The organism is Hyphococcus sp. D3-15 (assembly GCF_055809375.1).
In genome coordinates, this window is the sequence record NZ_CM147910.1 from 1,709,845 (window position 1) to 1,736,222 (window position 26,378).

Annotated in this window: 33 protein-coding genes and 1 pseudogene; 23 read left to right on the forward strand and 11 right to left on the reverse strand. The window is 58.5% G+C overall.

The genetic code is table 11. The features are described from left to right. Nucleotides 1-8 precede the first annotated feature (8 nt). Together AC0L8G_RS08425 and AC0L8G_RS08430 are read left to right on the forward strand one after the other, a co-directional pair. Complete coding sequence (locus AC0L8G_RS08425; protein ID WP_473388330.1) at nucleotides 9-962, forward strand: site-specific tyrosine recombinase XerD; 954 nt, start codon at nucleotides 9-11, stop codon at nucleotides 960-962. 94 nt (nucleotides 963-1,056) lie between these two features. After that, nucleotides 1,057-2,028, forward strand: a complete 972-nt coding sequence (locus AC0L8G_RS08430; protein ID WP_473388332.1) for an acetyl-CoA carboxylase carboxyltransferase subunit alpha — start codon at nucleotides 1,057-1,059, stop codon at nucleotides 2,026-2,028. A gap of 24 nt (nucleotides 2,029-2,052) precedes the next feature. Here AC0L8G_RS08430 and AC0L8G_RS08435 read toward each other — a convergent pair whose 3' ends face one another. The 3 genes from AC0L8G_RS08435 to AC0L8G_RS08445 form a co-directional block, all read right to left on the reverse strand. Further along, a complete protein-coding gene (locus AC0L8G_RS08435; protein WP_473388333.1) occupies nucleotides 2,053-2,190 on the reverse strand; it encodes a hypothetical protein in 138 nt (45 codons plus the stop codon). 75 nt (nucleotides 2,191-2,265) lie between these two features. Continuing rightward, nucleotides 2,266-2,604: a hypothetical protein gene (locus AC0L8G_RS08440; RefSeq protein ID WP_473388334.1), complete on the reverse strand. Its 339-nt coding sequence runs from the start codon at nucleotides 2,602-2,604 to the stop codon at nucleotides 2,266-2,268. Between the two features lie 92 nt (nucleotides 2,605-2,696). Next, the gene (locus tag AC0L8G_RS08445; RefSeq protein WP_473388335.1) at nucleotides 2,697-3,371 is read right to left on the reverse strand and encodes an alpha/beta hydrolase; all 675 of its coding nucleotides are present in this window, start codon (nucleotides 3,369-3,371) and stop codon (nucleotides 2,697-2,699) included. A 277-nt stretch (nucleotides 3,372-3,648) separates the two neighbouring features. Here AC0L8G_RS08445 and AC0L8G_RS08450 point away from each other — a divergent pair, with 277 nt between their 5' ends. The 13 genes and pseudogenes from AC0L8G_RS08450 (at nucleotide 3,649) to AC0L8G_RS08510 (ending at nucleotide 12,660) form a co-directional block, all read left to right on the forward strand. Continuing rightward, on the forward strand, nucleotides 3,649-4,125 hold the full coding sequence (locus AC0L8G_RS08450) for an Rrf2 family transcriptional regulator (protein ID WP_473388336.1): 477 nt from the start codon (nucleotides 3,649-3,651) through the stop codon (nucleotides 4,123-4,125). Then, a complete protein-coding gene (locus tag AC0L8G_RS08455; RefSeq protein ID WP_473388338.1) occupies nucleotides 4,122-5,261 on the forward strand; it encodes a cysteine desulfurase family protein in 1,140 nt (379 codons plus the stop codon). The genes AC0L8G_RS08450 and AC0L8G_RS08455 overlap by 4 nt, the downstream gene beginning before the upstream one ends. Then, nucleotides 5,258-5,500 (forward strand): hypothetical protein, encoded by a 243-nt coding sequence (locus tag AC0L8G_RS08460; protein ID WP_473388339.1) that lies wholly within the window; start codon nucleotides 5,258-5,260, stop codon nucleotides 5,498-5,500. The genes AC0L8G_RS08455 and AC0L8G_RS08460 overlap by 4 nt, the downstream gene beginning before the upstream one ends. Before the next feature lie 2 nt (nucleotides 5,501-5,502). Continuing rightward, a pseudogene (gene sufB, locus AC0L8G_RS08465) lies at nucleotides 5,503-7,024 on the forward strand (Fe-S cluster assembly protein SufB). After that, a complete protein-coding gene (locus tag AC0L8G_RS08470; protein ID WP_473388341.1) occupies nucleotides 7,024-7,392 on the forward strand; it encodes a cupin domain-containing protein in 369 nt (122 codons plus the stop codon). Before sufB ends, AC0L8G_RS08470 begins: the two are co-directional and overlap by 1 nt. Then, nucleotides 7,389-7,826 (forward strand): RidA family protein, encoded by a 438-nt coding sequence (locus AC0L8G_RS08475; protein ID WP_473388343.1) that lies wholly within the window; start codon nucleotides 7,389-7,391, stop codon nucleotides 7,824-7,826. Before AC0L8G_RS08470 ends, AC0L8G_RS08475 begins: the two co-directional genes overlap by 4 nt. Further along, nucleotides 7,823-8,281: a YybH family protein gene (locus tag AC0L8G_RS08480; protein WP_473388345.1), complete on the forward strand. Its 459-nt coding sequence runs from the start codon at nucleotides 7,823-7,825 to the stop codon at nucleotides 8,279-8,281. The genes AC0L8G_RS08475 and AC0L8G_RS08480 overlap by 4 nt, the downstream gene beginning before the upstream one ends. Further along, nucleotides 8,281-9,027: a Fe-S cluster assembly ATPase SufC gene (gene sufC / locus AC0L8G_RS08485; protein WP_473388346.1), complete on the forward strand. Its 747-nt coding sequence runs from the start codon at nucleotides 8,281-8,283 to the stop codon at nucleotides 9,025-9,027. Before AC0L8G_RS08480 ends, sufC begins: the two co-directional genes overlap by 1 nt. After that, complete coding sequence (gene sufD / locus AC0L8G_RS08490) at nucleotides 9,024-10,262, forward strand: Fe-S cluster assembly protein SufD (protein WP_473388347.1); 1,239 nt, start codon at nucleotides 9,024-9,026, stop codon at nucleotides 10,260-10,262. Before sufC ends, sufD begins: the two co-directional genes overlap by 4 nt. Continuing rightward, a complete protein-coding gene (locus AC0L8G_RS08495) occupies nucleotides 10,259-11,500 on the forward strand; it encodes an aminotransferase class V-fold PLP-dependent enzyme (RefSeq protein ID WP_473388349.1) in 1,242 nt (413 codons plus the stop codon). The genes sufD and AC0L8G_RS08495 overlap by 4 nt, the downstream gene beginning before the upstream one ends. A 9-nt stretch (nucleotides 11,501-11,509) precedes the next feature. Then, entirely contained in the window at nucleotides 11,510-11,914 is a 405-nt protein-coding gene (locus AC0L8G_RS08500) for an SUF system Fe-S cluster assembly protein (protein WP_473388351.1), read from the forward strand. Continuing rightward, entirely contained in the window at nucleotides 11,915-12,283 is a 369-nt protein-coding gene (locus AC0L8G_RS08505; protein ID WP_473388354.1) for a HesB/IscA family protein, read from the forward strand. Beyond that, on the forward strand, nucleotides 12,283-12,660 hold the full coding sequence (locus AC0L8G_RS08510) for a TfoX/Sxy family protein (protein WP_473388355.1): 378 nt from the start codon (nucleotides 12,283-12,285) through the stop codon (nucleotides 12,658-12,660). The genes AC0L8G_RS08505 and AC0L8G_RS08510 overlap by 1 nt, the downstream gene beginning before the upstream one ends. On the opposite strand, the gene AC0L8G_RS08515 is transcribed toward AC0L8G_RS08510, so the two are convergent. The 7 genes from AC0L8G_RS08515 to AC0L8G_RS08545 form a co-directional block, all read right to left on the reverse strand. Continuing rightward, complete coding sequence (locus AC0L8G_RS08515; RefSeq protein ID WP_473388357.1) at nucleotides 12,657-13,370, reverse strand: dienelactone hydrolase family protein; 714 nt, start codon at nucleotides 13,368-13,370, stop codon at nucleotides 12,657-12,659. The two genes, AC0L8G_RS08510 and AC0L8G_RS08515, sit on opposite strands and share 4 nt — an antisense overlap. A 50-nt stretch (nucleotides 13,371-13,420) precedes the next feature. Beyond that, nucleotides 13,421-13,591 (reverse strand): hypothetical protein, encoded by a 171-nt coding sequence (locus tag AC0L8G_RS08520; protein ID WP_473388358.1) that lies wholly within the window; start codon nucleotides 13,589-13,591, stop codon nucleotides 13,421-13,423. An 11-nt stretch (nucleotides 13,592-13,602) separates the two neighbouring features. After that, nucleotides 13,603-13,791, reverse strand: coding sequence for a YqaE/Pmp3 family membrane protein (locus AC0L8G_RS08525; RefSeq protein WP_473388360.1), 189 nt, complete (start codon nucleotides 13,789-13,791; stop codon nucleotides 13,603-13,605). A gap of 25 nt (nucleotides 13,792-13,816) precedes the next feature. Further along, nucleotides 13,817-14,020: a hypothetical protein gene (locus AC0L8G_RS08530; RefSeq protein ID WP_473388362.1), complete on the reverse strand. Its 204-nt coding sequence runs from the start codon at nucleotides 14,018-14,020 to the stop codon at nucleotides 13,817-13,819. Nucleotides 14,021-14,086: 66 nt separating this feature from the next. Then, a complete protein-coding gene (gene pyk / locus AC0L8G_RS08535) occupies nucleotides 14,087-15,505 on the reverse strand; it encodes a pyruvate kinase (protein WP_473388363.1) in 1,419 nt (472 codons plus the stop codon). 59 nt (nucleotides 15,506-15,564) lie between these two features. After that, on the reverse strand, nucleotides 15,565-16,047 hold the full coding sequence (locus AC0L8G_RS08540; RefSeq protein ID WP_473388364.1) for a CreA family protein: 483 nt from the start codon (nucleotides 16,045-16,047) through the stop codon (nucleotides 15,565-15,567). Next, nucleotides 16,044-17,009, reverse strand: coding sequence for an NAD(P)H-dependent flavin oxidoreductase (locus tag AC0L8G_RS08545; protein ID WP_473388365.1), 966 nt, complete (start codon nucleotides 17,007-17,009; stop codon nucleotides 16,044-16,046). Before AC0L8G_RS08545 ends, AC0L8G_RS08540 begins: the two co-directional genes overlap by 4 nt. Before the next feature lie 168 nt (nucleotides 17,010-17,177). Between AC0L8G_RS08545 and AC0L8G_RS08550 the strand changes: the two genes are divergently transcribed. Next, nucleotides 17,178-18,719: a long-chain-fatty-acid--CoA ligase gene (locus tag AC0L8G_RS08550; RefSeq protein ID WP_473388366.1), complete on the forward strand. Its 1,542-nt coding sequence runs from the start codon at nucleotides 17,178-17,180 to the stop codon at nucleotides 18,717-18,719. A gap of 2 nt (nucleotides 18,720-18,721) precedes the next feature. Then, nucleotides 18,722-19,327 carry a glutathione S-transferase family protein gene (locus AC0L8G_RS08555; protein ID WP_473388368.1) on the forward strand — a complete coding sequence of 202 codons (606 nt, stop codon included), beginning with the start codon at nucleotides 18,722-18,724 and terminating at the stop codon, nucleotides 19,325-19,327. A gap of 1 nt (nucleotide 19,328) precedes the next feature. Here AC0L8G_RS08555 and AC0L8G_RS08560 read toward each other — a convergent pair whose 3' ends face one another. After that, nucleotides 19,329-19,745 carry a PaaI family thioesterase gene (locus tag AC0L8G_RS08560; RefSeq protein WP_473388370.1) on the reverse strand — a complete coding sequence of 139 codons (417 nt, stop codon included), beginning with the start codon at nucleotides 19,743-19,745 and terminating at the stop codon, nucleotides 19,329-19,331. Between the two features lie 174 nt (nucleotides 19,746-19,919). Here AC0L8G_RS08560 and AC0L8G_RS08565 point away from each other — a divergent pair, with 174 nt between their 5' ends. Genes AC0L8G_RS08565 through AC0L8G_RS08590 form a run of 6 tightly spaced genes read left to right on the forward strand, consistent with a single transcriptional unit; the run spans nucleotide 19,920 to nucleotide 26,375 of the window. Beyond that, a complete protein-coding gene (locus AC0L8G_RS08565; protein WP_473388838.1) occupies nucleotides 19,920-21,530 on the forward strand; it encodes an acyl-CoA carboxylase subunit beta in 1,611 nt (536 codons plus the stop codon). Nucleotides 21,531-21,539: 9 nt separating this feature from the next. Continuing rightward, nucleotides 21,540-22,721 carry an acyl-CoA dehydrogenase family protein gene (locus AC0L8G_RS08570; protein WP_473388372.1) on the forward strand — a complete coding sequence of 394 codons (1,182 nt, stop codon included), beginning with the start codon at nucleotides 21,540-21,542 and terminating at the stop codon, nucleotides 22,719-22,721. 3 nt (nucleotides 22,722-22,724) lie between these two features. After that, a complete protein-coding gene (locus AC0L8G_RS08575) occupies nucleotides 22,725-23,324 on the forward strand; it encodes an enoyl-CoA hydratase/isomerase family protein (protein ID WP_473388373.1) in 600 nt (199 codons plus the stop codon). A gap of 17 nt (nucleotides 23,325-23,341) precedes the next feature. Beyond that, the gene (locus AC0L8G_RS08580; RefSeq protein ID WP_473388374.1) at nucleotides 23,342-23,560 is read left to right on the forward strand and encodes a hypothetical protein; all 219 of its coding nucleotides are present in this window, start codon (nucleotides 23,342-23,344) and stop codon (nucleotides 23,558-23,560) included. A gap of 43 nt (nucleotides 23,561-23,603) precedes the next feature. Then, on the forward strand, nucleotides 23,604-25,514 hold the full coding sequence (locus AC0L8G_RS08585) for an acetyl/propionyl/methylcrotonyl-CoA carboxylase subunit alpha (protein ID WP_473388839.1): 1,911 nt from the start codon (nucleotides 23,604-23,606) through the stop codon (nucleotides 25,512-25,514). Further along, the gene (locus AC0L8G_RS08590; RefSeq protein WP_473388375.1) at nucleotides 25,515-26,375 is read left to right on the forward strand and encodes a beta-keto acid cleavage family enzyme; all 861 of its coding nucleotides are present in this window, start codon (nucleotides 25,515-25,517) and stop codon (nucleotides 26,373-26,375) included. Nucleotides 26,376-26,378: the final 3 nt, after the last annotated feature.

Here is a 26,378-nt window from a genome sequence, read left to right on the forward strand (position 1 = left end):
AAACAACAATGACGGCGCCGTCCGCCGCTGAAAAATCTCGTGAAACAAATGCGCGCTTGATCGAAGCGTTCCTTGAAATGATGGCGGTGGAGCGCGCCGCCGCCGCCAACACGTTGAAAAATTACGGCCGTGACCTTCAACGGTTTTCGCTTTTCGCCTTGAAGCGCAAAGAGACGCTTGAAACCGCCGGCGCCGTCGACATCGCCAGTTGGCTGGAAGTGTTGGAGGCGGATGGTCTCGCCGCATCCACTGCTGCGCTCAAGACCTCGGCGCTTCGGCAGTTTTACCAATTTCTGTATGCGGAGGGGTATCGCGGCGACAATCCTACGGCATCGATTGATCGTCCAAAAACCAGGCGGCCGCTTCCGAAAATTTTGACGCCAACAGAAGTAACGGCGTTGTTTGAGGCGGCGGAAAGAATTGAAGGCCCGAAAGGCGCGCGCCTCGTCGCGATGCTGGAAGTGCTCTACGCCGCTGGATTGCGTGTTTCGGAGTTGGTGGGGCTGAAGCTCGCCGCCATGAGAAAGGGCGAACGCCTCCTGATCATCCGTGGCAAGGGCGACAAAGAGCGCCTCGCGCCGCTGACTCAGCGCGCCGTCGATGCGGTGGACGCCTATATCGGCCTTCGGGGAAATTTTGTCGAAGAAGGGAAGCCGTCGCCATGGCTGTTTCCTTCGCGCGGCAAGACCGGCCATATCACAGCCGCGCGCTTTGCGCAGATGTTGAAAGACCTCGCGGTCGAGGCAGGCGTGCCGCCGGCAAAGGTCTCGCCGCATGTGCTGCGCCACGCTTTCGCGACTCACTTGCTGGAAGGCGGGGCAGATCTTCGCAGCGTGCAGCAAATGCTCGGCCATGCGGATATCACGACCACGCAGATTTACACGCATGTGGCGCAGGATCGCCTGCGCGAACTGGTCATGACCAAGCATCCGCTGGCGAAAAAGGGCCGCAGGACCGGCTAAAACAGGAGAGGGTTGCCGGGCTCTTTGCGAAATACTAGGAATTGCAGCCAATCATCGACTTGTTCGCTAACCCCCAAATATTAGATTTAGAGCCATGCGCACCTATCTTGATTTTGAAAAACCGATCGCCGAACTCGAAGGCAAGATTGACGATTTGCGTCAACTGGACGGCGAGACCAGCGTCAATGTCGACGAGGAAATCGAAAAGCTTCAGGGCAAGGCCGACAGCCTGCTCGCGGACGCTTACTCAAAGCTTTCACGCTGGCAGAAGACACAAGTGGCTCGTCACGCCTCGCGCCCGCATTTTTCTGACTATGTGGCGCAGCTTGTCGATGATTTTACGCCTCTCGCCGGCGACCGCGCCTTTGGCGAGGATGCGGCGATCCTTGGCGGACCGGCAAGATTGCGTGGCCGCTCCATCATGCTGATCGGTCATGAAAAAGGGTCGGACACGGCGGGGCGGGTGAAGCACAATTTCGGCATGGCGCGCCCGGAAGGATATCGAAAGGCCGTACGCCTGATGGACATGGCGGAGCGCTTTAACATGCCCGTCGTGACGCTGGTAGATACGACCGGCGCCTATCCGGGGCGCGGCGCTGAAGAACGCGGGCAAGCGGAAGCAATTGCATCGTGCACGGAGAAATGTCTGGGTCTTGCTGCGCCGCTGATTTCCGTGGTCGTCGGCGAGGGCGGTTCCGGCGGCGCGGTGGCGCTTGCCGCGGCGAACAAGGTTTTAATGCTTGAGCATGCCGTTTATTCAGTGATTTCGCCCGAAGGCTGTGCATCCATTCTCTGGAAAGACGCCGCCGGCAAAGGCGACAACAAAGCGCCGGATGCGGCGGAGGCGATGCGGATTTCTGCACAGGATCTGCTGGAGCTGGGCGTTATCGACAGCATTATTCCAGAACCGGTTGGCGGCGCCCATCGCGACATACGCTTGACCGTCGAGCGGTTGGGCGATGCCGTCGAATCTGAAATTCGCGCGCTCGAACATTTGTCGCCGGAAGAGTTGAAGCGTCAGCGCCGCGAAAAGTTTCTCGCAATCGGTCGCGCCGGTCTCGCCTAACCGCGAGCGGGTTGGGCGCATGCGTCAGTAAGACAATGCAAGCAGCGCGATCAAGGCAAGGACGCCGATCGCAAGCAGCAACCAGCCGATTGGCAAGCGCCGCACCGGTTTGTCCGGGACGGGCAAGTCCTCGCTAATATCATCCGGTTCGTTGAACGTCATTGAACTCGCGCTTCACCGCTATGGGAAGCATAACATGACGCGCAGAAAACGCATCTGATCCTGCGTTGAAATGAGCTAGGTGCGCGCTAAAATTCCGGTCAAAACAACATCGCCATTTTGCTGAATGTCGATTTGTGCGCCTTCTTGCAGCGCGGGCAATATATCACCTTTACTGGAGGAGAATGTTGCTTCTGCGCGGCCGTTTGTAATCGGCGCCGTGGCGACAATCTCACCATCCGCGACGATGTCCGCGCGCAAGCCGGCTACTCCTGTAAGCGACACCGAAAGAGCGCCGCCATTTTCGGCGGCGGAGAAACGGATTGATCCGCGTCCGGTGAAGCCATCAACGCCGATCAGTTTCACGGCAAGCGAACCGCGCGCAGACGGCAGCATTCTCAATAATGTTTGAAGCATGGCTTCCCCCGGACAGCGCTTTTCCCCTTACATTAATGCAAGGAAAAGTTAACCCGTGGGAAAGCCGGTTGGTAAATGGGCCGCTAACGCGCCTATTTCTCGCCGTGATATTCGCCTTCCGGCGTTTCATAGGCGAGGCGGGCGTCGAGATATTCTTCCGCGGTCGCGATATAGGCTTCAATATGCGACTCGAAGAAATGGTCCGCGCCGGGAACGACGGCGAACTCGACTTTCCGGCCCTTTTGGGTGCGGGTGCGTTCGACCATGCCGCGGGTCTCTTCCGGCGCGCAGATCTTGTCATGCTCGCCATGAATGACGAGGCCGGAAGACGGGCAGGGGGCGAGGAATGAAAAATCGTAAAGATTTGCGGGCGTTGACCCGGCGATGAAGCCGACAATCTCGGGCCGGCGCATGAGAAGCTGCATGGCGATCCATGACCCGAAGGAGAAGCCGGCGACCCAGCTAAAGGGCGCATTCGGGTTCATCTGCTGCATATAATCGAGGGCCGTCGCCGCGTCCGCAAGTTCGCCCTGGCCCTGGTCATATTCGCCCTGGCTGCGGCCTACGCCGCGAAAATTGAACCGCATGGTCGAAAACCCGCGCCGCACGAACATTTGATACATTTCGTAGGTCGCGCGGTTGTTCATGGTGCCGCCAAACTGCGGATGCGGGTGCAGGACCAGCGCTACCGGCGGGTTTTCGCCTTTTCCCTTTTGGTAACGGCCCTCTAGGCGTCCTTCCGGACCGGCGAAAATCACTTCTGGCATCGTAAACCTTTTCAATCCTGCCTAAACACGGCTTATTGGGCTGGAACCCGAATTCCCAGCTGTTCACTCATTGACCTGTCGGGATGCGCTTAAAGCCGACAGAAAATCGCCATTTTCGCCGAAATTCTGTGGCGCTAATGTTGACTAAAATAGTCGGATTTCTTATCTCGGCTGCACATCGGATGGTCGGCGGGCGCGTATAGCATGTTTTTACTGCGGCGCCAGCCAAAGCCCCGAAAGAGGGCGCTATTCCCTGCGCCAATTAAAGAGGCAGAGCGTGAAGCTTACGACGAAAGGCAGATATGCAGTCTCGGCGCTGGCCGATATTGCCGCGACGGGCGCTGACGGTCCCGTCGCCCTTTCTGATATCGCCCTGCGTCAGGGGATTTCACTGTCCTATTTGGAGCAGCTTTTCGCCAAGCTGCGCCGGGCGGGGCTGGTTGAAAGCGTTCGCGGCGTTGCCGGCGGCTATGCGCTTTCCGCATCTGCGGCGGAAACCAGGGTCGCGGACATTGTCGCCGCCGTAGACGAGGAAATCCGCACGACCGCTTGTGCGCCGGGATCGTCCATTGGCTGCAAGGGGACCAGCGCGCGTTGCCTGACCCATGATTTGTGGGACGAACTAGGCCGCCAGATCGAAATTTTCCTGAACGCTGTGACGCTGGAAGACATTATCGAAAGACGTGTCGCCGGCATGGCGGCGGTGAACGCGCCGGCGCTAAAAGAACCTGCCTTTACGGAGGCGGCGGAATGACACGCCATTATCTCGACCATAACGGCACGGCGCCCATTCGCCCCGAGGTGATCGACCTCGTCGCCGAGACCATGCGCCATGACGGCAATTCATTGTCGGTGCATGAAGAGGGAAGACGCGCCCACAAGGTGCTGGAAGATGCGCGCGAACAAGTGCGCGCGCTCGTCAATGCACCGGTGAATGGCGTCATCTTCACCAGCGGCGGCACGGAGTCGATCCATTATGCGCTGCATGGGGGCATCCGTCCGCACAATATCAAACGGTTTTTCATCAGCGCGATCGAACACTCCGCTGTAGCGGCGAATGCGGAAGCGACCGGCGCCGAGATCGAAATCATCCCGGCGCAGCGTTCCGGCATTGTTGATCTTGGCTGGCTCGCTGAGCGCCTCAAGGATTATGACGTCGCGCGCGATGGCGGCTTCATGGTTTGCTTGATGTTCGCCAATAACGAGACCGGCGTCATTCAGCCGGTGGCGGAGGCGGCGAGAATTGCCCATGACGCGGGCGGGCTGATGTTCTGCGACGCGGCCCAGGCGGTCGGCAAGGTCCCGGTGAACTTCGTCATGTCCGGCGCCGATCTTATGAGTTTTACCGGCCACAAATTCGGCGCGCCGGTGGGCGTCGGCGCGCTCATCGCCGGGCCTAACCTGCCGCTTGAGCCGCAAATGCGCGGCGGCGGTCACGAGAGCAACCGCCGCGCCGGCACCCATAATGTCGCCGCGATAGCCGGCCTCGGGCTCGCCTGCGAACTGGCGAAAGACGCCATTGCGCGCGCCGGTGAAATCGCAGCGCTGCGCGACCGCATACAGGATGCGGTGGTCAGCGCTGGCGCAAAATTATGGGGCGCAAACGAAGACCGCTTGCCCGGCACGTTGTGTCTCTCCGCAGACGGATTTTCCGGCGCCACGCAATTGATGACCATGGACCTTGCAGGGCTCGCGATTTCTGCGGGCAGCGCGTGTTCTTCCGGAAAGACCAAACCGAGCCATGTGCTGACCGCCATGGGCGCGAGCGACGACGAGGCGACGTCGGCGATCCGCGTTTCGCTCGGGTGGAATTCGACGGCGGAAGAGGCTGACGCCTTCATCCGCGAATGGCCCAAGGCTTACGCACGCATCAAGGCGAGGGCGGCGTGATGAAGAAGCATTGGTTGAGAAAGCGGATCATAAACGCAGTCGCAATAACGGCCGGCTTCATGCTCGCGACAATCGGGATCTATGTTTTTAAGAGCGACGTTTATCCATCGGCGGATACATTTGTTGGTTCGCTACTTAAAGCAGCAGCAATCCCCGCAATCACATTAGCTGCATTGATCTTCCTTGAGGCTTTGTGGCGCGCTTTCTGGTGGCAAAAGAATACGGCAAACAAAGAATAGTCATGTCCGAAGTCAAAGAAACCATATCCAAAGAGACCGTCGAAACGGCGAAGGCGCTGGAGACCTATAAATACGGCTTCACGACCGATATTGAGTTCGGTGAAGGCGCCGAAGGGTCTCAATGAAGACACGGTGCGTTTCATCTCCGCCAAAAAAGAAGAGCCGGAATGGCTGCTCGAATGGCGTCTCGAAGCGTTCCGCCGCTGGCTGACCATGACCGAGCCCACTTGGGCGATGGTGCATTATCCGAAGATCGATTATCAGGACGCCTATTATTATTCCGAGCCCACATCGGGCGCAAAATATGAGTCCATTGACGACGTCCCGCCGGAAATTCTTGCTGACTTCGAAAAGCTTGGCATCCCGCTGAAAGAAGCCGAAGTGTTGCTGGGCGTCGAAGGCGCGGGCGCCAGCCCCGGCGAGGCGCGGACTGGCGCCGACAAGCCCAAAGTCGCGGTGGATGCGGTGTTTGATAGCGTCTCCGTCGCCACGACCTTCAAGAAAGAACTCGAAAAAGCCGGCGTGATTTTCATGTCGATCTCAGAGGCTGTGCGCGAGCACCCGGAACTGGTGCGCAAATATCTCGGCACGGTGGTGCCGACCTCCGACAATTTCTTTGCGACCTTGAATTCGGCGGTCTTTTCCGACGGCACGTTTGTATACGTGCCGGAGGGTGTGCGCTGCCCCATGGAGCTTTCCACTTACTTCCGCATCAACGAAGCGAATACCGGCCAGTTCGAGCGCACGCTCATCGTCGCTGCGCCGGGTTCTTATGTCAGCTATCTCGAAGGCTGCACTGCGCCCATGCGCGATGAAAACCAGCTTCACGCCGCCGTGGTCGAGCTCGTCGTCGAAGACGACGCGGAGATCAAATATTCGACGGTGCAGAACTGGTATCCCGGCGACAAGGACGGCAAGGGCGGCATCTACAATTTTGTGACCAAGCGCGCCGACTGCCGCGGGGTCAATTCCAAAGTCTCGTGGACGCAGGTTGAAACCGGCTCCGCCGTGACGTGGAAATATCCATCCTGCGTGCTGAAAGGCGATAATTCGCAAGGCGAATTCTATTCCATCGCCATCACCAATAATCATCAACAGGCCGACACCGGCACCAAGATGATCCACCTTGGCAAGAACACCAAGTCGCGGATCATCTCAAAAGGCATTTCGGCGGGCAAATCGAACTCCACCTACAGAGGCCTCGTCAGCATTCACAGGAAAGCCGAAGGCGCGCGGAACTTCACCCAATGCGACTCGCTGCTGATCGGGAATAATTGCGGCGCCCACACCGTGCCTTATGTGGAATCGAAAAACCCGCGCGCGATCCTGGAGCACGAGGCGACGACCTCGCGTCTTTCAGAAGACCAGCTTTTCTACTGCCAGCAGCGCGGGCTTTCCGAAGAGGAATCCGTTGCGCTTCTCGTCAACGGTTTCTGCAAGGAAGTGCTTCAGGAGCTTCCCATGGAATTCGCCGTCGAGGCGCAAAAACTGGTGAGCGTGAGCTTGGAAGGGAGCGTGGGATAATGTTGCTCGCCTCTCTCATCGTGCTGCAAGCCGCTTCGCTTCCCCACGCCATTGATGCCGGCTGGAAGGGCGAAAAAGTCTGCGAACTCCTGTTCGAAAATGAAGAAACCCGCGTCGCGCGCTGCACCTTCGCGCCGGGTGTGGGGCACGAGCGTCATTATCACCCGCCCCATTACGGTTACATCCTGAAAGGCGGAACCATGCGCATCACCGATGCGACCGGGACCCGCGACATGGAGACCGATGACGGCGCTTCCTGGTGGAGCCCCGGCGTTGAATGGCACGAGGCGGTGAATGTCGGGGATACGACCAGCGTCTATCTGATTTTTGAACCGAAAAGCGCAGTGAAGATGGGGGATGCGGAATGAGAATTTTGTTGGTTGGCGTTGGCGCGCTGATGCTCGCCGCTTGCGGCGAGGCGGAGGTCGCGCGCAGCTATGATCGCGATGCTTCCCTTGGTGATTTGCCGTTTTCGTCGGCGGTGATTGTCGGCGACACGATTTACCTGTCGGGAGAGATTGGCCGCGCACCGGGAACAACGACTGTCGTTGAAGGCGGCGCCGGACCGCAAACGCAACAGATATTCGCCAATTATAAAGCGACGCTCGAGCGTGTCGGCAGCGGCCTCGAAGACATCGTCAAATGCACGGTGTTTCTGGAAGACATGAACGACTACGTGGCGATGAACGCCGCTTATGCGGAAGCGTTTCCGGGGAACAAGCCGGCGCGCTCCACTTTTGGCGTTGACGGCCTCGCGATGGGCGCGGCGCTCGAAATCGAATGTCTGGCGGTGAAATCATGAAACATGGATTGATCATTATTCTCGCTTTGGCGCTGGCCGCTTGCAGCGGCGAGGCCCAAAAAGCCCCGCGCCCGGATTTTCGTGCGGCGCTGGATGCGCATCTTGCGGCGATCGCCGCAAGGGATATTGACGCATTCAAACCCACGGTAAGCACGCGGGATGATGTTTATCTGGTGTTTCCTGATGGGGATGTGATCGACACCACCGAAGGGTTCCTTGGCTTTCACGAAGAATGGTTCAAGGGCCAGGATTGGCGCTGGGACGGAGAAGTTCTGAAGATTATGGAAGGCGACGACATGGCCGCCGCCTATATGAAATATGATTATCGCGACACGGCGGACAGCGAACCGCGCGCGGCCTGGCTGTTGCTGTTGTTTCAGCTTGAAGACGGCGAATGGCGCCTGATCCATGACCACAATACACGCATAAAAAAGAAGACACCGGAAAACGAGTAATGTTGAAGATTGAAGACCTCCATGTCGCGATTGGCGACAACGAAATTTTGAAGGGGCTTTCTCTGGAAGTGCCGAAGGGCGAAGTGCATGCCATTATGGGGCCGAATGGTTCCGGCAAGTCGACCTTGTCTTACACAGTCGCCGGGCGAGACGGTTACGAAGTCGCTTCCGGCGACGTCTTGCTCGATGGCGAAAGCATGCTTGATCTCGACCCAAATGAGCGAGCAGCCAAAGGTCTCTTTCTGTCGTTTCAGCACCCGATGGAAATTCCCGGCGTGCAGACGATGAATTTCATTCGCACGGCCATGAACGCCCAGCGCAAGGCGCGCGGTGAAGGCGAAGTCTCCGCCGCCGATTTCATTCGCCTCGTTCGCGAGAAGGCGAAGCTGGTCGGACTTGATGATGCGAAGCTGAAACGTCAGTTCAATGTCGGTTTTTCCGGCGGCGAGAAGAAACGCATGGAAATGCTGCAAATGGCGATGTTCGAGCCGCATTTTGCGATCATGGATGAAACTGATTCAGGGCTCGATATTGATGCGCTAAAAATGGTTGGCGAAGTGGTGAATGCGCTGCGCGGGCCGACGCGAGGCTTCCTCGTCATCACCCATTATCAGCGCTTGCTTGATTACATCAAACCGGATGCGGTGCATGTGTTGGCGGGCGGGCGGATTGTAAAATCCGGCGGGCCGGAACTCGCGCTGGAACTTGAGAAGTCAGGCTACGAACAGTTTATTGAGGCAGCGTGAATAAGGTGACGACGCTTTCCAACCCTTCAGCTTTTGAGGCGGCGCTTGAAACCGCCTTTGCAGCGCGTTCGAAAATCAGCGAAGCGCAAGCGGCGGCGTTTGACCGCTATGCGGCGCTGCGCTTGCCGAACCGGCGCCTTGAGGGCTGGAAATGGACGGATGTGAATGCGGCGCTGCGCACGATGGCGCCGGAAGATGTCGCTGCGCCGGCCGTGATCGCGCCGTCGGCTTTTGCAGCGCTTGATCCACTTGAGTTTCGCATTATCGATGGCCGCCTTGAGATGCCGGCCGAAGAGATGCCAGAGGGTATTCGCTATGGCGTCATGGACCCCGTTGCGACGATTTCTGAACTGGAAAATCATGCAATTGTAACGCTCAATGTTGCGATGACACGCAAATCGCTCGGTATGGAAATTATGGAGGGCGTCGACTTCGCGCGTCCAATCCTGATCCGGCATATCAACTCCGGCGCAGGCTTTGCTTTTTCCCAGACCATGATCCGTGTCTCACCGGGCGCGAAGGTTCAGCTTATTGAAACCTATGAAGGCGAGGGGGCCGGCTTCTGCTCGCACCTTTGCCACATGGTTGTGCGTGATGGCGGCGAATTCCGGCGGGCGGTGCTGCAAGATTCTGGCGACGACAGCATCGTTCAGGCGGTCTGCGCGGCGAAAATAGATGGCGATGCGCGATTTGAACAGACCAGCCTTTCGACGGGGTCGCGGTTGTCGCGCCATGAAACACACGCGCATTTCTGGGCGGCGAACTCTTCCGCACAGATAAGCAGCGCAGCCTTGTTATCTGATGAGCGGCATTCCGATTTCACCAGCGAAGTGCGTCATGTGGCGCCGGATTGCAAAGTCCGGCAAGTGCATAAGGGTGTTGCGAAGGATCGCGCGCGCAATGTATTTCAGGGCAAATTTCACGTCTTGCGCGATGCGCAGAAAACTGACGCGAAAATGGCGGCCAATGCATTGCTTTTGTCGGATGGCGCAGAGGCGAACCACAAGCCCGAACTTGAAATCTATGCCGATGATGTGGAATGCGCGCATGGCTCTACGGTTGGCGCGCTCGATGACGATGCGCTCTTTTATCTGCGCCAGCGCGGTCTCGACGAGGCGCAGGCGCGCGCATTGTTGGTCGAAGCGTTTGTCGGCGAAGTGGTGGAAAGCATCGAGGAAGAAGGCGTGCGAGAAATTTTTGCAGCGCGCGTGAATGATTGGCTGGCGCAGATATGAGTGACGGTTCTCCCATCACAACGCTGGACGTCGAGGCATTGCGCGCGGAATTCCCGATCCTCGCGCGCGACGCCTATGGCAAACGGCTTGTCTATCTGGACAGCGCCGCCTCGGCGCAGAAGCCGCGCGTGGTGATCGACGCAATGAGCCACTCCATGGAGTATTCCTATGCGAATGTGCATCGCGGGCTGCATCTTTTGTCGAATGAAACGACGGCGGCCTATGAAGACGCGCGAAAGGCTGTTGCTACATTCTTGAACGCCGGCTCGCCGGATGAAATCATCTTCACCTCGGGCGGCACAGACGCGTTCAATCTCGTATCCTACGCGATGAGCGTGTCGGAGATCGGGGAGGGCGATGAAATCATCCTTTCCGTCGCCGAGCATCATTCCAACATCGTGCCGTGGCATTTTTTGCGCGAGCGTAAGGGCGCGGTGCTGAAATGGCTTGATGTCTCCGATGATGGCGAGATTGATCTGGACGCCTATCGCGCGTTGTTTACCGCCAAGACAAAGTTCGTCGCTGTTTCGCACATGTCGAATGTGCTGGGCGCGCCTGCGCCCGCGAAAGAGATGACGCGCATCGCCCATGAGCATGGCGTCAAAATTCTGTTTGACGGCTGTCAGGCGGGCGTGCATGGCGCAGTTGATGTGCGCGATATTGATTGCGACTTCTACGTGCTGACCGGCCACAAGCTTTACGGGCCTTCGGGCATCGGCGTTTTGTACGGCAAACCCGAAGCGGTCGCCGCGTTGCCCCCATTCAAGGGCGGCGGGGAAATGATCGACATGGTGACGCAGGACGCCGTCACCTATAATGATCCGCCGCACCGGTTTGAGGCGGGCACGCCGCCGATTCTGGAAGCGATCGGTTTGGGTGCATCGCTGGGCTGGATGGCGTCGAAAGGCGTCGACGCGATTGCCGCCCATGAGGCGCGCCTGAAAGATCATGCGCTGGAGGAATTGGCGAAGCTGAATTTCGTGCGCGTTTTCGGGCGCGCGGCGAATAAGGCGCCGATTATCGCTTTTACGGTAGAGGGCGCGCATCCTCATGACGTGTCATCGATTCTCGACCGGACAGGCGTCGCGGTGCGCGCCGGCCATCATTGCGCGCAACCTTTGATGAAACGCCTCGGCGTTTCCGCAACCGCGCGGGCGAGTTTCGCCGCCTATAACACCCATGAAGACATTGAGGCCTTGATTTCGGGGCTTCACAAAACACATGACATGCTGGGCTGAGTAAAAATTATGGAAGACCAACGCGACATTATTGACGTCAATCCGCCGAAGGATGAACCCGCGCCGCAAGCGGAGACTTCCGGCGGCGCGTCCATTCCGGCTGAGGAGCTGGAGCGGATTACGGGCGACGTCATCAAGTCTTTAAAGACGGTTTATGACCCTGAGATCCCGGTTGATATTTATGAATTGGGCCTCATCTATAAGGTTGACCTCAATGACGACCGGCTGCTGGCCATCGATATGACCCTGACGGCCCCGGGCTGCCCCGTCGCGGGTGAAATGCCCGGTTGGGTCGAAGGCGCGGTGCGCGGCGTTGAAGGCGTTGAGGATGTGACGGTGACGATGGTGTTTGAGCCGCCCTGGACGCCGGAACGCATGTCCGATGAGGCGAAGCTAGAGTTGGGATGGTTGTAAATGGCGAGACGTCCGAGACCAAAAGTTGTAACCCTGACTGACGCTGCTGCGGCGCGCATGAGCGAGATCATGTCGTCCGCCGAAGAAGATTATATCGGCGTCAAGATCGGCGTGAAAAACGGCGGCTGCGCCGGCATGGAATACACCATGGACTACGCGACCGAAGCGGGGCCGCTTGACGAAGTCGTCGAAGAAAACGGGATCAAAATTCTGATCGACCCGAAGGCGATCCTGTTTCTGCTCGGTTCGCAAATCGATTTCGTCACGGAAAAACTGTCCCAGCGTTTTGTCTTCAACAATCCGAACCAGACTGACGCCTGCGGCTGCGGTGAAAGCGTGACGATTGTGCCGGCTAAGGCTGACGCCTGATGGCGCCGTCGGCGTCATTTCTCGATTACGCTAAAGACCTTTTCGCGCCTTTCGGTGACATTTCCATCCGCAAGATGTTTGGCGGCGCCGGGATTTATTGCGACGGCGCGATCTTCGCGATCATTGGCGACGACGATATCTGGTTCAAGGTCGATGATGTGACGCGCGCCGAATTTGAGGCGGCGGGCCTTGCGCCCTTTGAAATTGAAATGAACGGCAAGACCGGGACCATGTCCTATTACAACGCGCCGGAAGATATTTTTGACGACAATGACGTGTTGAGCCGTTGGACCGAGTTGGCGCTCGCAGCGTCGGCGCGCGCGAAAAAACCAACAAAGAAGAAAGCCGCAAAGAAAGCCAAAAAGAAAAAGGCTTAGTCGAACAGCTCTTTCAAGAACACCCGCATCGCGGTCCAGGAGCGATTATCGGCGCTGGCGTTGTAAACCGTGCCGAAGCCGGGATCATTGGCGGCGGGGTTGGTGAAGGCGTGCATGGTTCCGCCATAGGCGTGAAGCTGCCAGTCCGCCTTCGCCTTGGTCATCTCTTCGCCAAAGGCGTTGACCGCGTCTGGCGTCGCCATGGGATCGTCCCAGCCATGCAAGGCCAGTACTTTCGCGTTGATCTTGTCGGCCGTGTTCCCCGGTGCGTTTAGAAGTCCATGGAAGCTCACTACGCCGGCCACATCCGCGCCGGAACGGGCGATATCGAGCGCGCACAACCCGCCAAAGCAATAGCCGGTAGCGGCTACCTTGTCGGCTTCCGCCTCGGGCAGCTCTTTCATGATATCTATATTGGCTTTGAGACGGGACTGCAGCAGCGGTCGGTTTTCGACAAAGGGCTTGATCAATCCCTGGTTTTCTTCCTTGGCTTTGCCAAGCACGCCCTTGCCGAAGAGATCGATGGCGACAGCAGTGAACCCTAACTCCGCCAGGGCATGCGCTTTGTCATTTTCAAATTGCGACCGCCCGGCCCATGCGTGACAGACAAGGACCAGTGGAGCGGGCGCGCCAACCGGGGCCGCCACAAAAGCTTCATAGTCCTTGCCGTCGATTGTGTAGTCATACGCATGGGTCGTTATGGTGGTCATTGAGCGCTCCTCCTGCGGGGAAATCGGTTTCGCAAGAAATGTTGCCACTCTTAAGCGCGCTTGTCAGCCTTAGTTTTGTGAACTGTTTTCGCATCGGCGCTTTGGGGCTGCAGCGTATTCACGCCCGGCCTGCCGCGTCCGCGGCGAAGCGTTTTGGTGATGAAAACCCGCAAGCGTTTGAGCGAGGAATCATCGGGATATTTTGATTGACCGATTTTCATGATGCTGCCTCCTAGCGACGAAGGATGATCCACAGCGCGTGGATGATGCCCGGAATGTAACCAAACAGCGTCAGCACGACATTGATCCAGAACTGAGTGGTGAAGCCGACTTCCATCGCCACGCCGACCGGCGGGAGGAGTACGGACAAGAGCACGCGCAAAAGGTCGCCGCCTGCGGTGTCATTTGTTGGGGTTGTCATGATTTAGTCCTTTCGTTTTTGAACGCTAGTCGCGAGCAAATAAATGTTGAGCCAGACGCGAAAATGCGGCGCGCGCAGAATCGGCAATCTTCGGTTGCGATTTTGGCGCCGCCTGTTCCTGCATCCGGAGGGGATTTGGACGGCGTGGTGTTCTGCACGCCATCGACAACACCTGGTTGTCGGACGAGATCACTATGAAATGCTTGGTGGTTTCTTGCGCTAACGCCATGGCTTCCTCATCCCTGCTACAACAAGCAAACAAAGGGGGAGGGCAATGGTTCCCGGCGGCGGGAAACTAGTCGATAGAGCCTATGCGGCTGATTTTCAGGGTGTTCGTCTTTCCGGGGCGTCCGAAAGGATAACCGGCGATGATGATGATCCGGTCGCCATCCTCGCCGCCATTGGCCTTGGTGAGGGCGTCCGCCTTTTCGATCATTTCATGAAAATGCGAGATGTCGCTGGTGACGACGGAACGCACGCCCCAGAACAGCGCGAGCTTGCGCGCCACATCCTCATCGGGGGTCGCGGCGATGACGGGGCAGTGGGGCCTGTCGCGGGACAGGCGCTGCGCGGTCGAGCCGGTTCTTGTATAGGCGACGGCGAATTTGCAATCGAGCACTTCTGCAATGCGCCGCGCTGAAAGCGTGATGGCGTCGGCTGTCGTATAGCCTTCCGCCTCGCGCGAGACGTTTTTGAAGCCTTCAGATTCGCCGTCGCGCTCCGTCGCTGCGATGATCCGGTCCATAATCGCCACGGCCGTAGGCGGGTGGCGCCCGACGGCGGTTTCGGCCGATAGCATCACCGCATCCGCCCCCTGGAAGACGGCGGTCGACACATCCGACGCCTCAGCCCGGGTCGGCGCGATGGATTCGACCATGGATTCCAGCATGTGCGTCGCAACGATCACGGGTTTGCCCGAATGACGGCAGGCGCGAACGATGCGGCGCTGCATAAGCGGCACGTCTTCCGGCGCACATTCGACGCCAAGATCGCCGCGGGCGACCATGATCGCGTCGGAGAGTTCGACAATCTCCTCGATATGATCGATTGCGGACGGCTTTTCGATCTTGGAGATAATGCCAGCGCGGTCGCCGATCAGTTCGCGGGCTTCGCGCACATCATCCGGCTGCTGAACGAAAGAGAGGGCGATATAGTCGACATTGATTGAAAGCGCGAAATCGAGATCTTTCCGGTCTTTCTCGGTCAAAGCGGATATTGGCAGGCGGCGCCCGGGGAGGTTGATGCCCTTGCGGTTTTTCAGCTCTCCCGGCGTATCCGCCTTGGCGATGATGTGGCGATCTGTGCGTTCGCTGATGGTGAGCTGCAACCGCCCGTCATCGAGCTTTAAAATGTCGCCGGGCTCGAGCACGTCGAGCAGTTCTTTATGGGGTATGGGAATGACGTTTTCGTCGTTCGACTCTGAAGAAAGCGTCAGCTTGTACTCCGCCCCATAGCGCAATTTGATGGAGTCGCCTGCGAAGGCGCCGGTGCGGATTTTCGGTCCCTGAAGGTCTGCAAAGACCGCCAGCGGCGTGCCGGTATCGCGCTCAATGTCGCGAATCGCCTGGGCGACGCCCGCCAGCTTTTCATGGTCCCCATGGCTCATATTGAGCCGGAAGACATCGACGCCAGCATTATAAAGCAGGCGCAGCATTGAAGGCGAGGCGCTCGCCGGTCCGATAGTCGCAACGATTTTACAAAGACGGTTCCGCATGGTTCAGACGCTACGCGGTTTCGCTGCGGCTTGGAACACCCAAAATTGACAAGCCGGCCTCAATCCTGCGCGGGCGGCGCAGCATCCTGGCCGTAGAGGGAAATCGTCGAAATCGACATTTTCGCGGAGCCTTCAACCGGGCGGCGGCTATAGGCGACATAGATCAGGGTCTTGTTGTCGGCGTCATAAATCCGTCTGACCGCCATCGACTTGAAAACCAGGCTGATGCGCTGGGAGAATACCTCCTCGCCATCCTTGCCAAGGTCGATGTCGCCGATCTGAATCAGGCCGGTCTGACGGCAGGCGATAGACGCGTTGGAGGGGTCTTCGAACCAGTTGCCTTTGGCGACCCGGTCCCAAAATCCGCGGTCAAAATGTGAGAGATGGCAGGTGACGCCGGCAACCTTCGGGTCCGCAAGCGCCTGCACCTTGATCTCGTTGCCGACGAAATCGTTCTTGAATTCGCCCACCTCATTTTCATTCCGCCCGCAAGCGGCGAGGGCGACGAGCCCGATCAGCGCCAAGGGCGCGCGCATGCTCATCGGGTGCAAAGCCCTGCTTTGGCCGCGTCATATTCCCGGGCCATCCGGTCCACAAGGGCGGCCGTGGTCGTGACTTCCTTGACCGCGCCGATGCCCTGGCCGCAGCCCCAAATGTCCTTCCAGAGCTTCTTGGCGTTGTCGCCTCCGGATTTGAAATCCATTTTTGATGGATCGCTTTCGGGCAGATTGTCGGGGTCCATGCCAGAATTGCGGATCGAGGGTTTGAGATAGTTGCCGTGCACGCCGGAAAAATAATTCGTATAGACAATATCATCCGCGTAAGCATCGACGATGCCTTGTTTGTAGGCGTCATCGGCGTTCGCTTCTTCGGTTGCGATGAAGGCTGAGCCCACATATCCGAAATCCGCGCCCATCGCTTCCGCCGCCAACACAGATTCTCCGCGCGCGATTGAGCCGGACAGGGCGAGCGGCCCATCGAACCATTCGCGAATTTCCTGCACCAAGGCGAACGGGGACTGCATGCCCGCATGTCCGCCGGCGCCGGCGGCGACGCAGATCAATCCGTCCGCGCCTTTCTCAATCGCCTTTTTCGCGAATTTATTGTTGATGACGTCATGTAGCACGATGCCGCCATAAGAATGGATCGCCTCATAGACTTCTTCGCGCGCGCCCAGTGACGTGATGACGATAGGAACTTCATGTTTCACGCATGCTTCAACATCATGCATCAGCCGTTCATTTGTGCGGTGCACGATCTGATTGACGGCAAAGGGCGCGGTCGGAAGATTGGGTTGCTCGTCCTCATGCCGGGCAAGTGCATCCTTGATTTCCACCAGCCATTTATCGAGCAATTCGGCAGGCCGGGCATTAAGCGCGGGAAACGATCCGATCACGCCGGCCTGGCATTGCGCGATAACGAGCTTCGGCGTTGAAACGATGAACATCGGCGCGCCGATGACCGGCAGGCGCATTTTCGATTTGAGATCGGCGATAGACGGCATGAAAGTCTCCTTGAGCGTTGCAATAGCTAAAGGAAAGCGGGCGCATTCCGCAACCGGCAAACACAGGAGATATGCCGAAAACGGGCTCCCAAGCGAGGCCGCATATGGATTGCCTTGCCGGATGTTCGCGTCATAATCGCCAAAAACAAGGAAAAGATAGGGACCCGAATGATCCAGCGCGAAATTCTCAATCCGCCCCTTGTCGCCGATTTGATCCGGGAGCAGGCGCGCCGGCAGCCCGACGCGACGGGGCTGATTTTTGAAGGTCGCCGCATCAGCTATGGCGAGATGGATGCGCGGTCCAATCGCGCCGCGCAAGGATTGCTCGCCCTTGGCGTCAAGCGCGGCGACCGTATCGCATGGCTCGCGCGCAATGTTGCAACATTTTGGGATACGCTTTTTGGCGCCATGAAAATCGGCGCTGTCATGACGCCGATCAACTGGCGTCTGGCGCCGGCGGAAGTGCTGCAAATTATCGATGACGCCAATCCGGTGCAGCTCGTCGGGGAAACGGTTTTCCTGGATGCGCTGACGCAAGCCGGCGGCGCCGACGTGAAAACCATGACGCTAGAGACCGGCGCGGCGAACTGCTTTGACGCGCATATAGATGCGCAGGAAGCAATAGACCCGAATATTGCTTTAACGTCTGATGATGTTGTGGTGCAGCTCTACACCAGCGGCACGACAGGTTTGCCAAAAGGCGTGATCTTGCCGAACCGTTGTTATTTCGAGGTTGGCGCGTCTGGGGAGACGGCGGGCGTCGTCATTCCGCAGACGGAGGATGAAGTCGTCCTCCACGCTTTGCCGCATTTTCATGTGGCGGGCGTCAATTTTGGCCTGATGGGAATAGCCCGCTCTATGCCGATCATACAGCATCGCCAGTTTGATCCCGCGGCGATAGTAAAAGAGGCGCAGGGCGGCGCGCCGCTTAACGCGTTCCTGGTGCCGGCGATGATCATGATGATTTTGGAAGCCGCGAAAGCGGCGGGTGCGCCGCTGCACAATTTCGCAGGCGTCAGTTATGGCGCTGCGCCGATGCCGGAACCGCTCCTGGATGCGGCCATGGCCGCCATGCCGAATGCTGTGTTTACCCAGTTTTACGGCATGACCGAGACGACGGGCGGTGTCACCGTGCTTGCCCATGATGACCACGCGAAAGGTGAAAAACAGCGCGTTTCTGCCGGTCAGGCTTTGCCGGATTGCGACGTCAGGATTTGCGATCCATCCACCGGCGCGCCGATGCCGCAAGGCGAAACCGGTGAGATTGTCGCGCGATCGCGATTTGTCATGCAGGGCTATTGGAACAAGCCCGATGCGACGGGAGATGCGATACGCGATGGTTGGTACTGGTCCGGCGACGCTGGTTATATGGATGAGAACGGTTACATCTATGTTGTCGACCGCATCAAGGACATGATCATTTCCGGCGGCGAAAATGTCTATCCGGCGGAAATTGAAAATGTGCTGGCGAAATGTCCGGGCATCGCCGAAGTCGCCGTCATCGGCGCGCCTGATGAAAAATGGGGCGAGGTTGTGAAAGTCGTCGCGGTGAAGCGCGCAGGCGCCGAGCTCGATGCGGATGCAGTCAAGAAATTTCTAAAAGGCAAGATCGCTGAGTTCAAAATGCCGAAATATGTGGAGTTCATGGAGGCCTTGCCGCGCAATCCCTCCGGCAAAATATTGAAGACCACGCTGCGGGCGAGTGCTTAGGGATGAAACTCTATCATTGTCAGGGTGCTCGGTCTTTACGCTGCGTTTGGGCGCTGGAGGAATTGGGGCTCGACTATGAGTTGGTGACGCTGCAGTTCCCGCCGCGCGTATTCGACAAATCCTATAAGGACGTCAATCCGCTGGGCACTGTGCCGTGCCTCATTGATGGCGACGTGATGATGACGGAAAGCGCCGGTATTTGCGAATATCTCGGCGTCAAATATGGGCCGACGCCGCTCGCCGTGACGCCGGATGAGCCGGATTATGGCGTCTATTTGAACTGGCTGCACCGGTCCGATGCGACGCTTACCTTTCCACAGACGCTAGTCTTTCGCTATTCGGCGCTTGAGCCTGAAGGACGCCGTCTGCCGCAAGTGGTCGAAGATTATCGCAAATGGTTTCTTGGCCGCTGGCGTTCGGTGGGCGCGGCGCTTGCGGATCGGGACTATCTTTGCGCGGATCGCTTCACCATGGCGGATATCTGTGTCGGCTATGCACTCTATTTCGCCAATACGCTTGGCATTGATGAAGCCATGACGCCGAATGTGGAACAATGGTGGGGGAGTTTGTCTGGGCGCGAGGCTTTCAAGCGGGCCTGTGTTTCCTAATTCAGCCTTTCGGCCACAGCACCATCTGCGTGCAACGGAAATGGGCGATGATTTTTCCAGTCTCACGATGTTTGACGGTCGCATCCCAGAGCTGCGTGGTGCGCCCGAGATGTTTGGCCTCCGCGCGGCAGGTGACGACGCCGTCGCGTGCCGTGCCTGTAAAATTTGATTTGAGTTCCACCGTCGTGAAGCCGCTTGCCCCTTCGGGCAGGGCGCGCACGCAGCCATAGCCGCAGGCGGTGTCCGCGAGGGTGACGACCGAGCCCGCATGAAGAAATCCATTGGGCGCCATCAGCGCTTTGCGGATAGCAAGCTCCGCCTCGACCCAGCCATCTCCAGCGGCGGTGAAGGCGATCCCCAACAGGCCGGGCAGATAGCCTTCGCCGGCGATATTCATAGTCTCGGATGGGTCAGTCATCGACGACTCCTAGATGATGCATGAGCCTTATTCAGATAGCTTCCCCGCGCAATGACCGGGCGCAGCGTTAACTGCTAAAAGTCCTCCCCATGCCATTGGAAGTGTTTGACCTTGACGCCCGCGCCGGGCGACAATCCCGGCAAAATAACAGCATCAGGGAAGACCAAGGACGCAATGCCGGTTTTTGAAAGCGAAATCGACCGCGCGAGCGACGCCTTTGCAAAGAACCGCGGCGATCATCTGAAATTGATCGAAGAGTTCCGTGCGCTTGAGCGAAAAATAACCGAAACATCCGCTCGCGCGAAACCGAAATTCGAAAAGCGCGGGCAATTGCTGCCACGCGAACGACTGGCGCTCGTGCTTGATCGCGGCGCGCCCTTTGTCGAGCTGTCTACGTTGTGCGGTTACATGATGCATGACGATGATGGCGATCGAAACATATCGGGCGGCGGCGGCATCGCCGGCATCGGTTTAGTGTCCGGCGTGCGTTGTGTCGTCTCCGCGTCGGATAGCGGCATCAAGGGGGGCTCGGCGACGCCAATGGGCGTGCACAAGGCGTTGCGCGCGCAGGAGCTGGCGCTGCAGAACAAGCTTCCCTTCGTTCAACTGATTGAAAGCGCCGGCGCCAATTTGATGCGACAGGCGGAGATGTTTGTGCCGGGCGGGCGCACCTTCGCCAATCTCGCGCGGCTCTCCGCCGCCGGCTGTCCGGTCGTGTCGGTTGTGCATGGTTCATCGACTGCAGGCGGCGCCTATCAGACCGGGCTTTCCGATTATGTTGTCGCAGTGCGCGGCAAATCGAAAGTGTTCCTGGCAGGGCCGCCGCTCCTGAAAGCCGCAACGGGCGAAATCGCCACCGACGAAGATCTCGGCGGGGCGGAGATGCACTATCACGTCTCCGGCACGGCGGAATACATGGCGGAAAATGACGGCGACGGCCTTCGCATAGCACGGGATATCATGTCGAAGCTCGGTTGGAACAAGGCGCAGGAGCGCCGGTCCTTTGATGAACCGCTATATAGCGCGGAGGAATTGCTCGGCATCGTTCCCGTCGACTATCGCCAGCCTTACGATTCCCGCGAGGTGATTGCGCGGCTTGTTGACGGCTCCGACATGCTTGGGTTCAAGGATGGCTATGGTCCTGCGACGGTCTGCATCCATGCGGCGATTGCGGGCCATCAGGTCGGGGTCATATCGAACAACGGGCCGATCGACGCCGACGGCGCCGCGAAGGTCGCGCAGTTCATCCAGTTGATGGAGCAAGCGGGGAACCCTGTCGTCTTCCTGCAGAACACCACTGGCTATCTTGTCGGCACGGACGCGGAACAGCGCGGCATCGTCAAGCACGGAAGCAAGATGATCCAGGCCGTAACCAATATGCGCGTACCGAAACTGACGCTGCATATCGGCGCGTCGTTCGGCGCCGGCAATTACGGCATGTGCGGTCGCGCATTCGATCCGCGCTTCATCTTCGCCTGGCCGAACAACCGCATCGCGGTCATGGGCGGCGAACAAGCGGCGAAGACCATGCGCATCGTCGCCGAAGATGGCGCGCGCCGGAAAGGCGAGGAGCCGAACACGGCTTTTCTCGACGCCATGGCGAAACAGATTGTCGAGACTTACGATGCGGAATCGCAGGCGCTGTTCGCCACTGCGCGGCTCTGGGATGACGGGCTTATCGACCCGCGCGACAGCCGCAAGATTTTGGCGTTTTGCCTTGATACGGTCGCGGAAGCCGCGCGGCGTGAACTACGACCGAATGTTTTCGGCGTAGCGAGGATGTAGGAGAGGCTGATGAAACTCACCACCGAACATGAACAGATCCGCAAGACGCTGAAGAGTTTCATTGATGCGGAAATCAATCCCTATGTGGATGAATGGGAAGAAGCGGGCATGTTCCCGGCCCATCAGGTTTATAAGGGCCTGGGTGATCTCGGCCTGCTCGGCGTCACCAAGCCTGAAGACTATGGCGGCATGGGGCTCGACTGGTCTTATGGCGCGGTCGTTGCGGAAACGCTGGGTCATATCAATTGCGGCGGCATTCCCATGGCGATCGGCGTTCAAACCGACATGGCGACGCCGGCGCTGGCGAAATTCGGGACTGATACAGCGAAGGAAGATTTCCTGCGTCCGTCAATCTCCGGCGATTATGTCGCTTGTCTTGGCGTGTCGGAAGTCGGCGCCGGATCAGATGTTGCTTCGATCAAGACGACAGCGACGAAAGACGGCGACGACTACATCGTCAATGGCGGCAAGATGTGGACTACCAGCGGCACGCAGGCGGACTGGATGTGCCTGCTCGCCAATACCGGCGAAGGCGCGCGTCATGAAAACAAGACCCTGATGTGTCTGCCGCTGAAAGACGACAAAGGAAAACATCGGAAAGGCGTCACCGTCGCCCGCAAGCTCGACAAACTCGGTATGCGGAGTTCTGATACGGCGGAGTTCTATTTCGAGGATGTCCGCGTGCCGCAGCGTTACCGTATTGGCGAAGAGGGCGCGGGCTTCATGTATCAGATGCTTCAATTCCAGGAGGAGCGTTTGTGGGCGGCGTTGTCGAGCCTGGTTAGCATGGACAACACGATAGACGCCACCATTGACTATACCCGCCAACGCAAGGCGTTCGGAAAGCCCATCCTCGATAACCAGGTGGTGCATTTCCGCCTCGCCGAACTGAAAACAGAAGTTCAGGCGTTGCGCTCGCTCACCTGGGACGCGGTCGATAAAATGATGCGCGGCGAAGACGCGACCATGTTCGCCTCCATGGCCAAGTTGAAGGTCGGACGCCTGGCGCGCGAAGTGAATGATTCGTGCCTGCAATATTGGGGCGGCATGGGCTACATGGAGGAAACGCTGGTGTCGCGGTCTTATCGCGATGGCCGGTTGGGCTCTATTGGCGGCGGCGCGGATGAAGTTATGTTGTCGATCATTTGTAAATATATGGGTACCTTGCCGGGGAAATTGAACAAGGCATGAGCCATGACTGACTTGCCGGATTATGATGACATCATTCTCGCGCAGCGCCAGTCGGCGCTGTTTGTAACGCTTAATCGTCCAAAGGCGAAAAACGCCATCAACAGCGCCATTTTGCGCGGTTTGTCGTCTTTGTGTGACTGGCTTGCGGAAAATCGCGACATACGCGTCGTTATTCTTCGCGGGGCGGGCGGCGCCTTTTGCGGCGGCGGCGACATCAAAGAGTTTGCATCATTGGTGATGGCGCCGCCTCCTGCGGAAGGCGACGCGGATCCGGTGGCGGCATCGAACCGCATTTTTGGGGACGTCCTGTTGAGGCTCGATGCGATCCCGCAGGTGCTGGTGTCGGTTGTTGAAGGGCCCGCCTTCGGCGGCGCCAACGGACTACTTGCGGTTTCTGATGTGGCGATCGCCGAGTCACATGCGCGCTTTTCGCTTTCAGAAACCGCGCTTGGGGTGCCGCCAGCGCAGATCGGGCCCTTTGTCGTGCGGCGATTAGGGCTATCCAATGCACGGCGGCTTGCTTTGACGGCGGCGCATTTCGGGGCGCATGAGGCGCTGCGCATAGGTCTAATTGACAGGGTCGCAGACGGCGCCGGGGAATAGACGGCGCGCTCGCGGAAGTGCTCGCCGCCATTGGCCGCTGCGAACCCGAGGCGAATGCAGCGACCAAATCGATTTTCAACCGCGCCGTTGCTTCCATCGATCCTTTGCAACTAGATCAGGCTGCGGAGGATTTCGCCAAATGCCTGCGCGGCGAGGGGCGCAAGGGCGCCATGGCGTTCGCAGCGAAAGAGGCGGCGCCATGGGTCGAAACCTATTCCGCACCGAAAGAGATATGACGCAGATCAACAAACTCCTGATCGCCAATCGCGGCGAAATCGCCTGCCGCATCATGCGGACTGCGCGCGCGCGCGGGATAAAACCGTCGCTGTGTTTTCCGACGCGGATGCGGATGCGTTGCACGCGCGCATGGCCGATGAGGCCGTGCATATCGGCGGATCGGAGCCGTCGCAAAGCTATCTGAATGTCGTCGCCCTTATCGAAGCCGCAAGGGCGACCGGCGCCGATGCTGTGCATCCCGGTTATGGTTTCCTGTCTGAGCGCGCCGAATTTGCGCAAGCTTGCGTAGACGCCGGATTGATATTCGTCGGCCCGCCGGCGGCGGCTATCGCCGCCATGGGTGACAAGGCGGAATCGAAACGCCGAATGATTGAGGCGGGCGTGCCTTGCGTGCCGGGCTATCAGGGCGCCGACCAGTCCGATGCAACGCTAATCAAAGAAGCCGACAAGATCGGCTTTCCGGTGATGGTGAAAGCTTCGGCTGGCGGCGGCGGTCGCGGCATGCGCATTGTGCAGGACAAAGCTGACTTGCAGGATGCGATTACCGGCGCGCGCAAGGAGGCGAAAAGCGCTTTCGGCGACGACCGGCTCATCATAGAGCGTGCGGTGAGCGCTGCGCGTCATGTCGAAATTCAGGTTTTTGCTGATGGGCAGGGACATTGCATTCATTTGGGTGAGCGCGATTGTTCCCTGCAACGGCGCAATCAGAAAGTCATCGAAGAGGCGCCATCACCGGTTATAGATGCTGACAAACGCGCGGAGATGGGGGCGGCGGCCGTGAAAGCAGCGCAAGCCGTTGGCTATGTCGGCGCCGGCACGGTGGAATTTCTTTTCGATCCGGCGCGTGATGAATTCTATTTCCTGGAAATGAACACGCGGCTTCAGGTCGAGCATCCGGTTACGGAAATGGTGACGGGGCTGGATCTTGTCGATCTTCAGCTTGACGTTGCGCAGGGAAAACGCCTCTGGCTTGAGCAGGATGATGTTGAAGTTGAAGGCTGGGCGATGGAGGCGCGACTATACGCCGAAGACCCTAGCCATGGATTCATGCCGCATGCAGGTCGGGTCGGGTTGCTTGCATTGCCGGAAATTGAGGATGTGCGCACCGATACAGGTGTGGAAGAGGGCGATGTCGTTACCGCCTTTTATGACCCGATGATCGCAAAAGTGATCGCATATGGCGCAACGCGGGACGAAGCGCGATTGAAGCTCGCCATGGCGCTACGGCAAACGGTGTTGCTCGGATTCGCTCATAACCGGGACTTCCTTATATCGCTGCTCGAAGATGAGACCTTTGCGAAGGGCCAAGCCGACACCGGTTATATTGAGCGCAATTTGGAGCGGCTGGCAAAGCGCGAGGCCCCGGGCGGCGCAGCGGCGCTGGCCCTGGCTGGCGCGGCGTTCACTGACCCGCCCTTTGGCGACATGCTCACCGGCTGGCATTCAAGGGGCGAGGCGGGCTTTCCGCTTCATCTCGTCGCCAGCGGCGGCGAAATACGCAAAGCGGAGGTCTTTCTTGACGGGACGAAGGTCAAAGCTGCGCAAGGCGGCGAAGGCGCGGTGATTGAAGTCCTGACGAAGACACAAGATACGATCCGCTACCGTCACGAAAGCCGAATTGGCGTTGCGCGCTATTGGCGCGACGGAGACGCCATAGAACTCGATGCGGGCGGCGTATGGGAACGCTATACGGACCTCACTTTAGCGCCTGCAAGTGACGCCGCGGGCGGCGCCGATGTGGTGAAGGCGCCAATGGCGGGGCTTGTCACCGGCGTTCGCGTTGCGTCCGGCGACCGTGTTTCAAAGGGCGCTGTCGTTGCGACCATCGAAGGGATGAAAATGGAGCATCAGTTGAAAGCGCCGCGCGATGGAATTATCGCCGAGGTGTTGGCGAAGGAAGGCGATCAAATCGCCATTCGCGCAAAGCTGGTGGCGTTCGAAAGCGAGGCGTAAATGGCGGACAAGGCGATCATCACTTGCGCGCTGACCGGCGTGCTCACCAATCCCGAGCAGCATCCCGTTCCCGTGACGCCGGAGCAGATGGGACAGGAAGCCAAAAGAGCGTATGACGCCGGCGCGACGATCATGCATGTGCATTACCGTCGTCAGGAAGCCGGGCAAGGCCATCTACCGACTTGGGACCCGGCGATCTGCAATGAAATCAACGATGCGATCCGCGCATCCTGCCCCGGCGTCATCATCAATATGACGACTGGCGTTGTCGGTTCGGAATACGGATATGTTCTGGACTATCTGCGCGCCTGCAAACCGGAAATGGCGGCCTGCAATGCCGGCACGCTTAATTATCTGAAGACGCGCCGGGATGGTTCCTGGGCCTGGCCGCCCATGGTGTTCGACAATCCCGCATCAAAAGTGAAAGACTTCATTGATGTGATGAACGAGGTGGGGATCATTCCTGAATTTGAATGTTTCGATATCGGCATCGTGCGTTCGGTCGGTCTTTACATGGAAAATCGCATGACCGACCATGCTGACTATAATTTCGTTATGGGCGTTGCGAGCGGCATGCCGGCGGATCCGGATCTGTTGCCTTTCCTGATCAAATACAAAAAGCAAGGCATGCCATGGCAGGCGACGGTGATCGGCCGCGAAGATGTGTGGGCCGTGCATCAGCGCGCGGCAGAGCTGGGCGGCAATTTGCGCACCGGGCTTGAAGATTGCTTCTACTTGCCCAGCGGCGAAAAGGCGTCATCAAATGGCCCGATGATCGAAGCATTGGCCGCCTGCGCGCGCAATGCTGGCCGCGAGGTGACAAACGCGGCTGAAACGCGCGCGAAGCTGGGGCTTGCCTGACGC

Coding starts and splice junctions, on each gene's coding strand:
- AC0L8G_RS08425 (WP_473388330.1), top strand. CDS start 9: ATGACGGCGCCGTCCGCCGCTGAAAAATCTCGTGAAACAAATGCGCGC.
- AC0L8G_RS08430 (WP_473388332.1), top strand. CDS start 1,057: ATGCGCACCTATCTTGATTTTGAAAAACCGATCGCCGAACTCGAAGGC.
- AC0L8G_RS08435 (WP_473388333.1), bottom strand. CDS start 2,190: ATGACGTTCAACGAACCGGATGATATTAGCGAGGACTTGCCCGTCCCG.
- AC0L8G_RS08440 (WP_473388334.1), bottom strand. CDS start 2,604: ATGCTTCAAACATTATTGAGAATGCTGCCGTCTGCGCGCGGTTCGCTT.
- AC0L8G_RS08445 (WP_473388335.1), bottom strand. CDS start 3,371: ATGCCAGAAGTGATTTTCGCCGGTCCGGAAGGACGCCTAGAGGGCCGT.
- AC0L8G_RS08455 (WP_473388338.1), top strand. CDS start 4,122: ATGACACGCCATTATCTCGACCATAACGGCACGGCGCCCATTCGCCCC.
- AC0L8G_RS08470 (WP_473388341.1), top strand. CDS start 7,024: ATGTTGCTCGCCTCTCTCATCGTGCTGCAAGCCGCTTCGCTTCCCCAC.
- AC0L8G_RS08475 (WP_473388343.1), top strand. CDS start 7,389: ATGAGAATTTTGTTGGTTGGCGTTGGCGCGCTGATGCTCGCCGCTTGC.
- AC0L8G_RS08480 (WP_473388345.1), top strand. CDS start 7,823: ATGAAACATGGATTGATCATTATTCTCGCTTTGGCGCTGGCCGCTTGC.
- sufC (WP_473388346.1), top strand. CDS start 8,281: ATGTTGAAGATTGAAGACCTCCATGTCGCGATTGGCGACAACGAAATT.
- AC0L8G_RS08495 (WP_473388349.1), top strand. CDS start 10,259: ATGAGTGACGGTTCTCCCATCACAACGCTGGACGTCGAGGCATTGCGC.
- AC0L8G_RS08500 (WP_473388351.1), top strand. CDS start 11,510: ATGGAAGACCAACGCGACATTATTGACGTCAATCCGCCGAAGGATGAA.
- AC0L8G_RS08505 (WP_473388354.1), top strand. CDS start 11,915: ATGGCGAGACGTCCGAGACCAAAAGTTGTAACCCTGACTGACGCTGCT.
- AC0L8G_RS08510 (WP_473388355.1), top strand. CDS start 12,283: ATGGCGCCGTCGGCGTCATTTCTCGATTACGCTAAAGACCTTTTCGCG.
- AC0L8G_RS08515 (WP_473388357.1), bottom strand. CDS start 13,370: ATGACCACCATAACGACCCATGCGTATGACTACACAATCGACGGCAAG.
- AC0L8G_RS08520 (WP_473388358.1), bottom strand. CDS start 13,591: ATGAAAATCGGTCAATCAAAATATCCCGATGATTCCTCGCTCAAACGC.
- AC0L8G_RS08525 (WP_473388360.1), bottom strand. CDS start 13,791: ATGACAACCCCAACAAATGACACCGCAGGCGGCGACCTTTTGCGCGTG.
- AC0L8G_RS08530 (WP_473388362.1), bottom strand. CDS start 14,020: ATGGCGTTAGCGCAAGAAACCACCAAGCATTTCATAGTGATCTCGTCC.
- pyk (WP_473388363.1), bottom strand. CDS start 15,505: ATGCGGAACCGTCTTTGTAAAATCGTTGCGACTATCGGACCGGCGAGC.
- AC0L8G_RS08540 (WP_473388364.1), bottom strand. CDS start 16,047: ATGAGCATGCGCGCGCCCTTGGCGCTGATCGGGCTCGTCGCCCTCGCC.
- AC0L8G_RS08545 (WP_473388365.1), bottom strand. CDS start 17,009: ATGCCGTCTATCGCCGATCTCAAATCGAAAATGCGCCTGCCGGTCATC.
- AC0L8G_RS08550 (WP_473388366.1), top strand. CDS start 17,178: ATGATCCAGCGCGAAATTCTCAATCCGCCCCTTGTCGCCGATTTGATC.
- AC0L8G_RS08555 (WP_473388368.1), top strand. CDS start 18,722: ATGAAACTCTATCATTGTCAGGGTGCTCGGTCTTTACGCTGCGTTTGG.
- AC0L8G_RS08560 (WP_473388370.1), bottom strand. CDS start 19,745: ATGACTGACCCATCCGAGACTATGAATATCGCCGGCGAAGGCTATCTG.
- AC0L8G_RS08565 (WP_473388838.1), top strand. CDS start 19,920: ATGCCGGTTTTTGAAAGCGAAATCGACCGCGCGAGCGACGCCTTTGCA.
- AC0L8G_RS08570 (WP_473388372.1), top strand. CDS start 21,540: ATGAAACTCACCACCGAACATGAACAGATCCGCAAGACGCTGAAGAGT.
- AC0L8G_RS08575 (WP_473388373.1), top strand. CDS start 22,725: ATGACTGACTTGCCGGATTATGATGACATCATTCTCGCGCAGCGCCAG.
- AC0L8G_RS08590 (WP_473388375.1), top strand. CDS start 25,515: ATGGCGGACAAGGCGATCATCACTTGCGCGCTGACCGGCGTGCTCACC.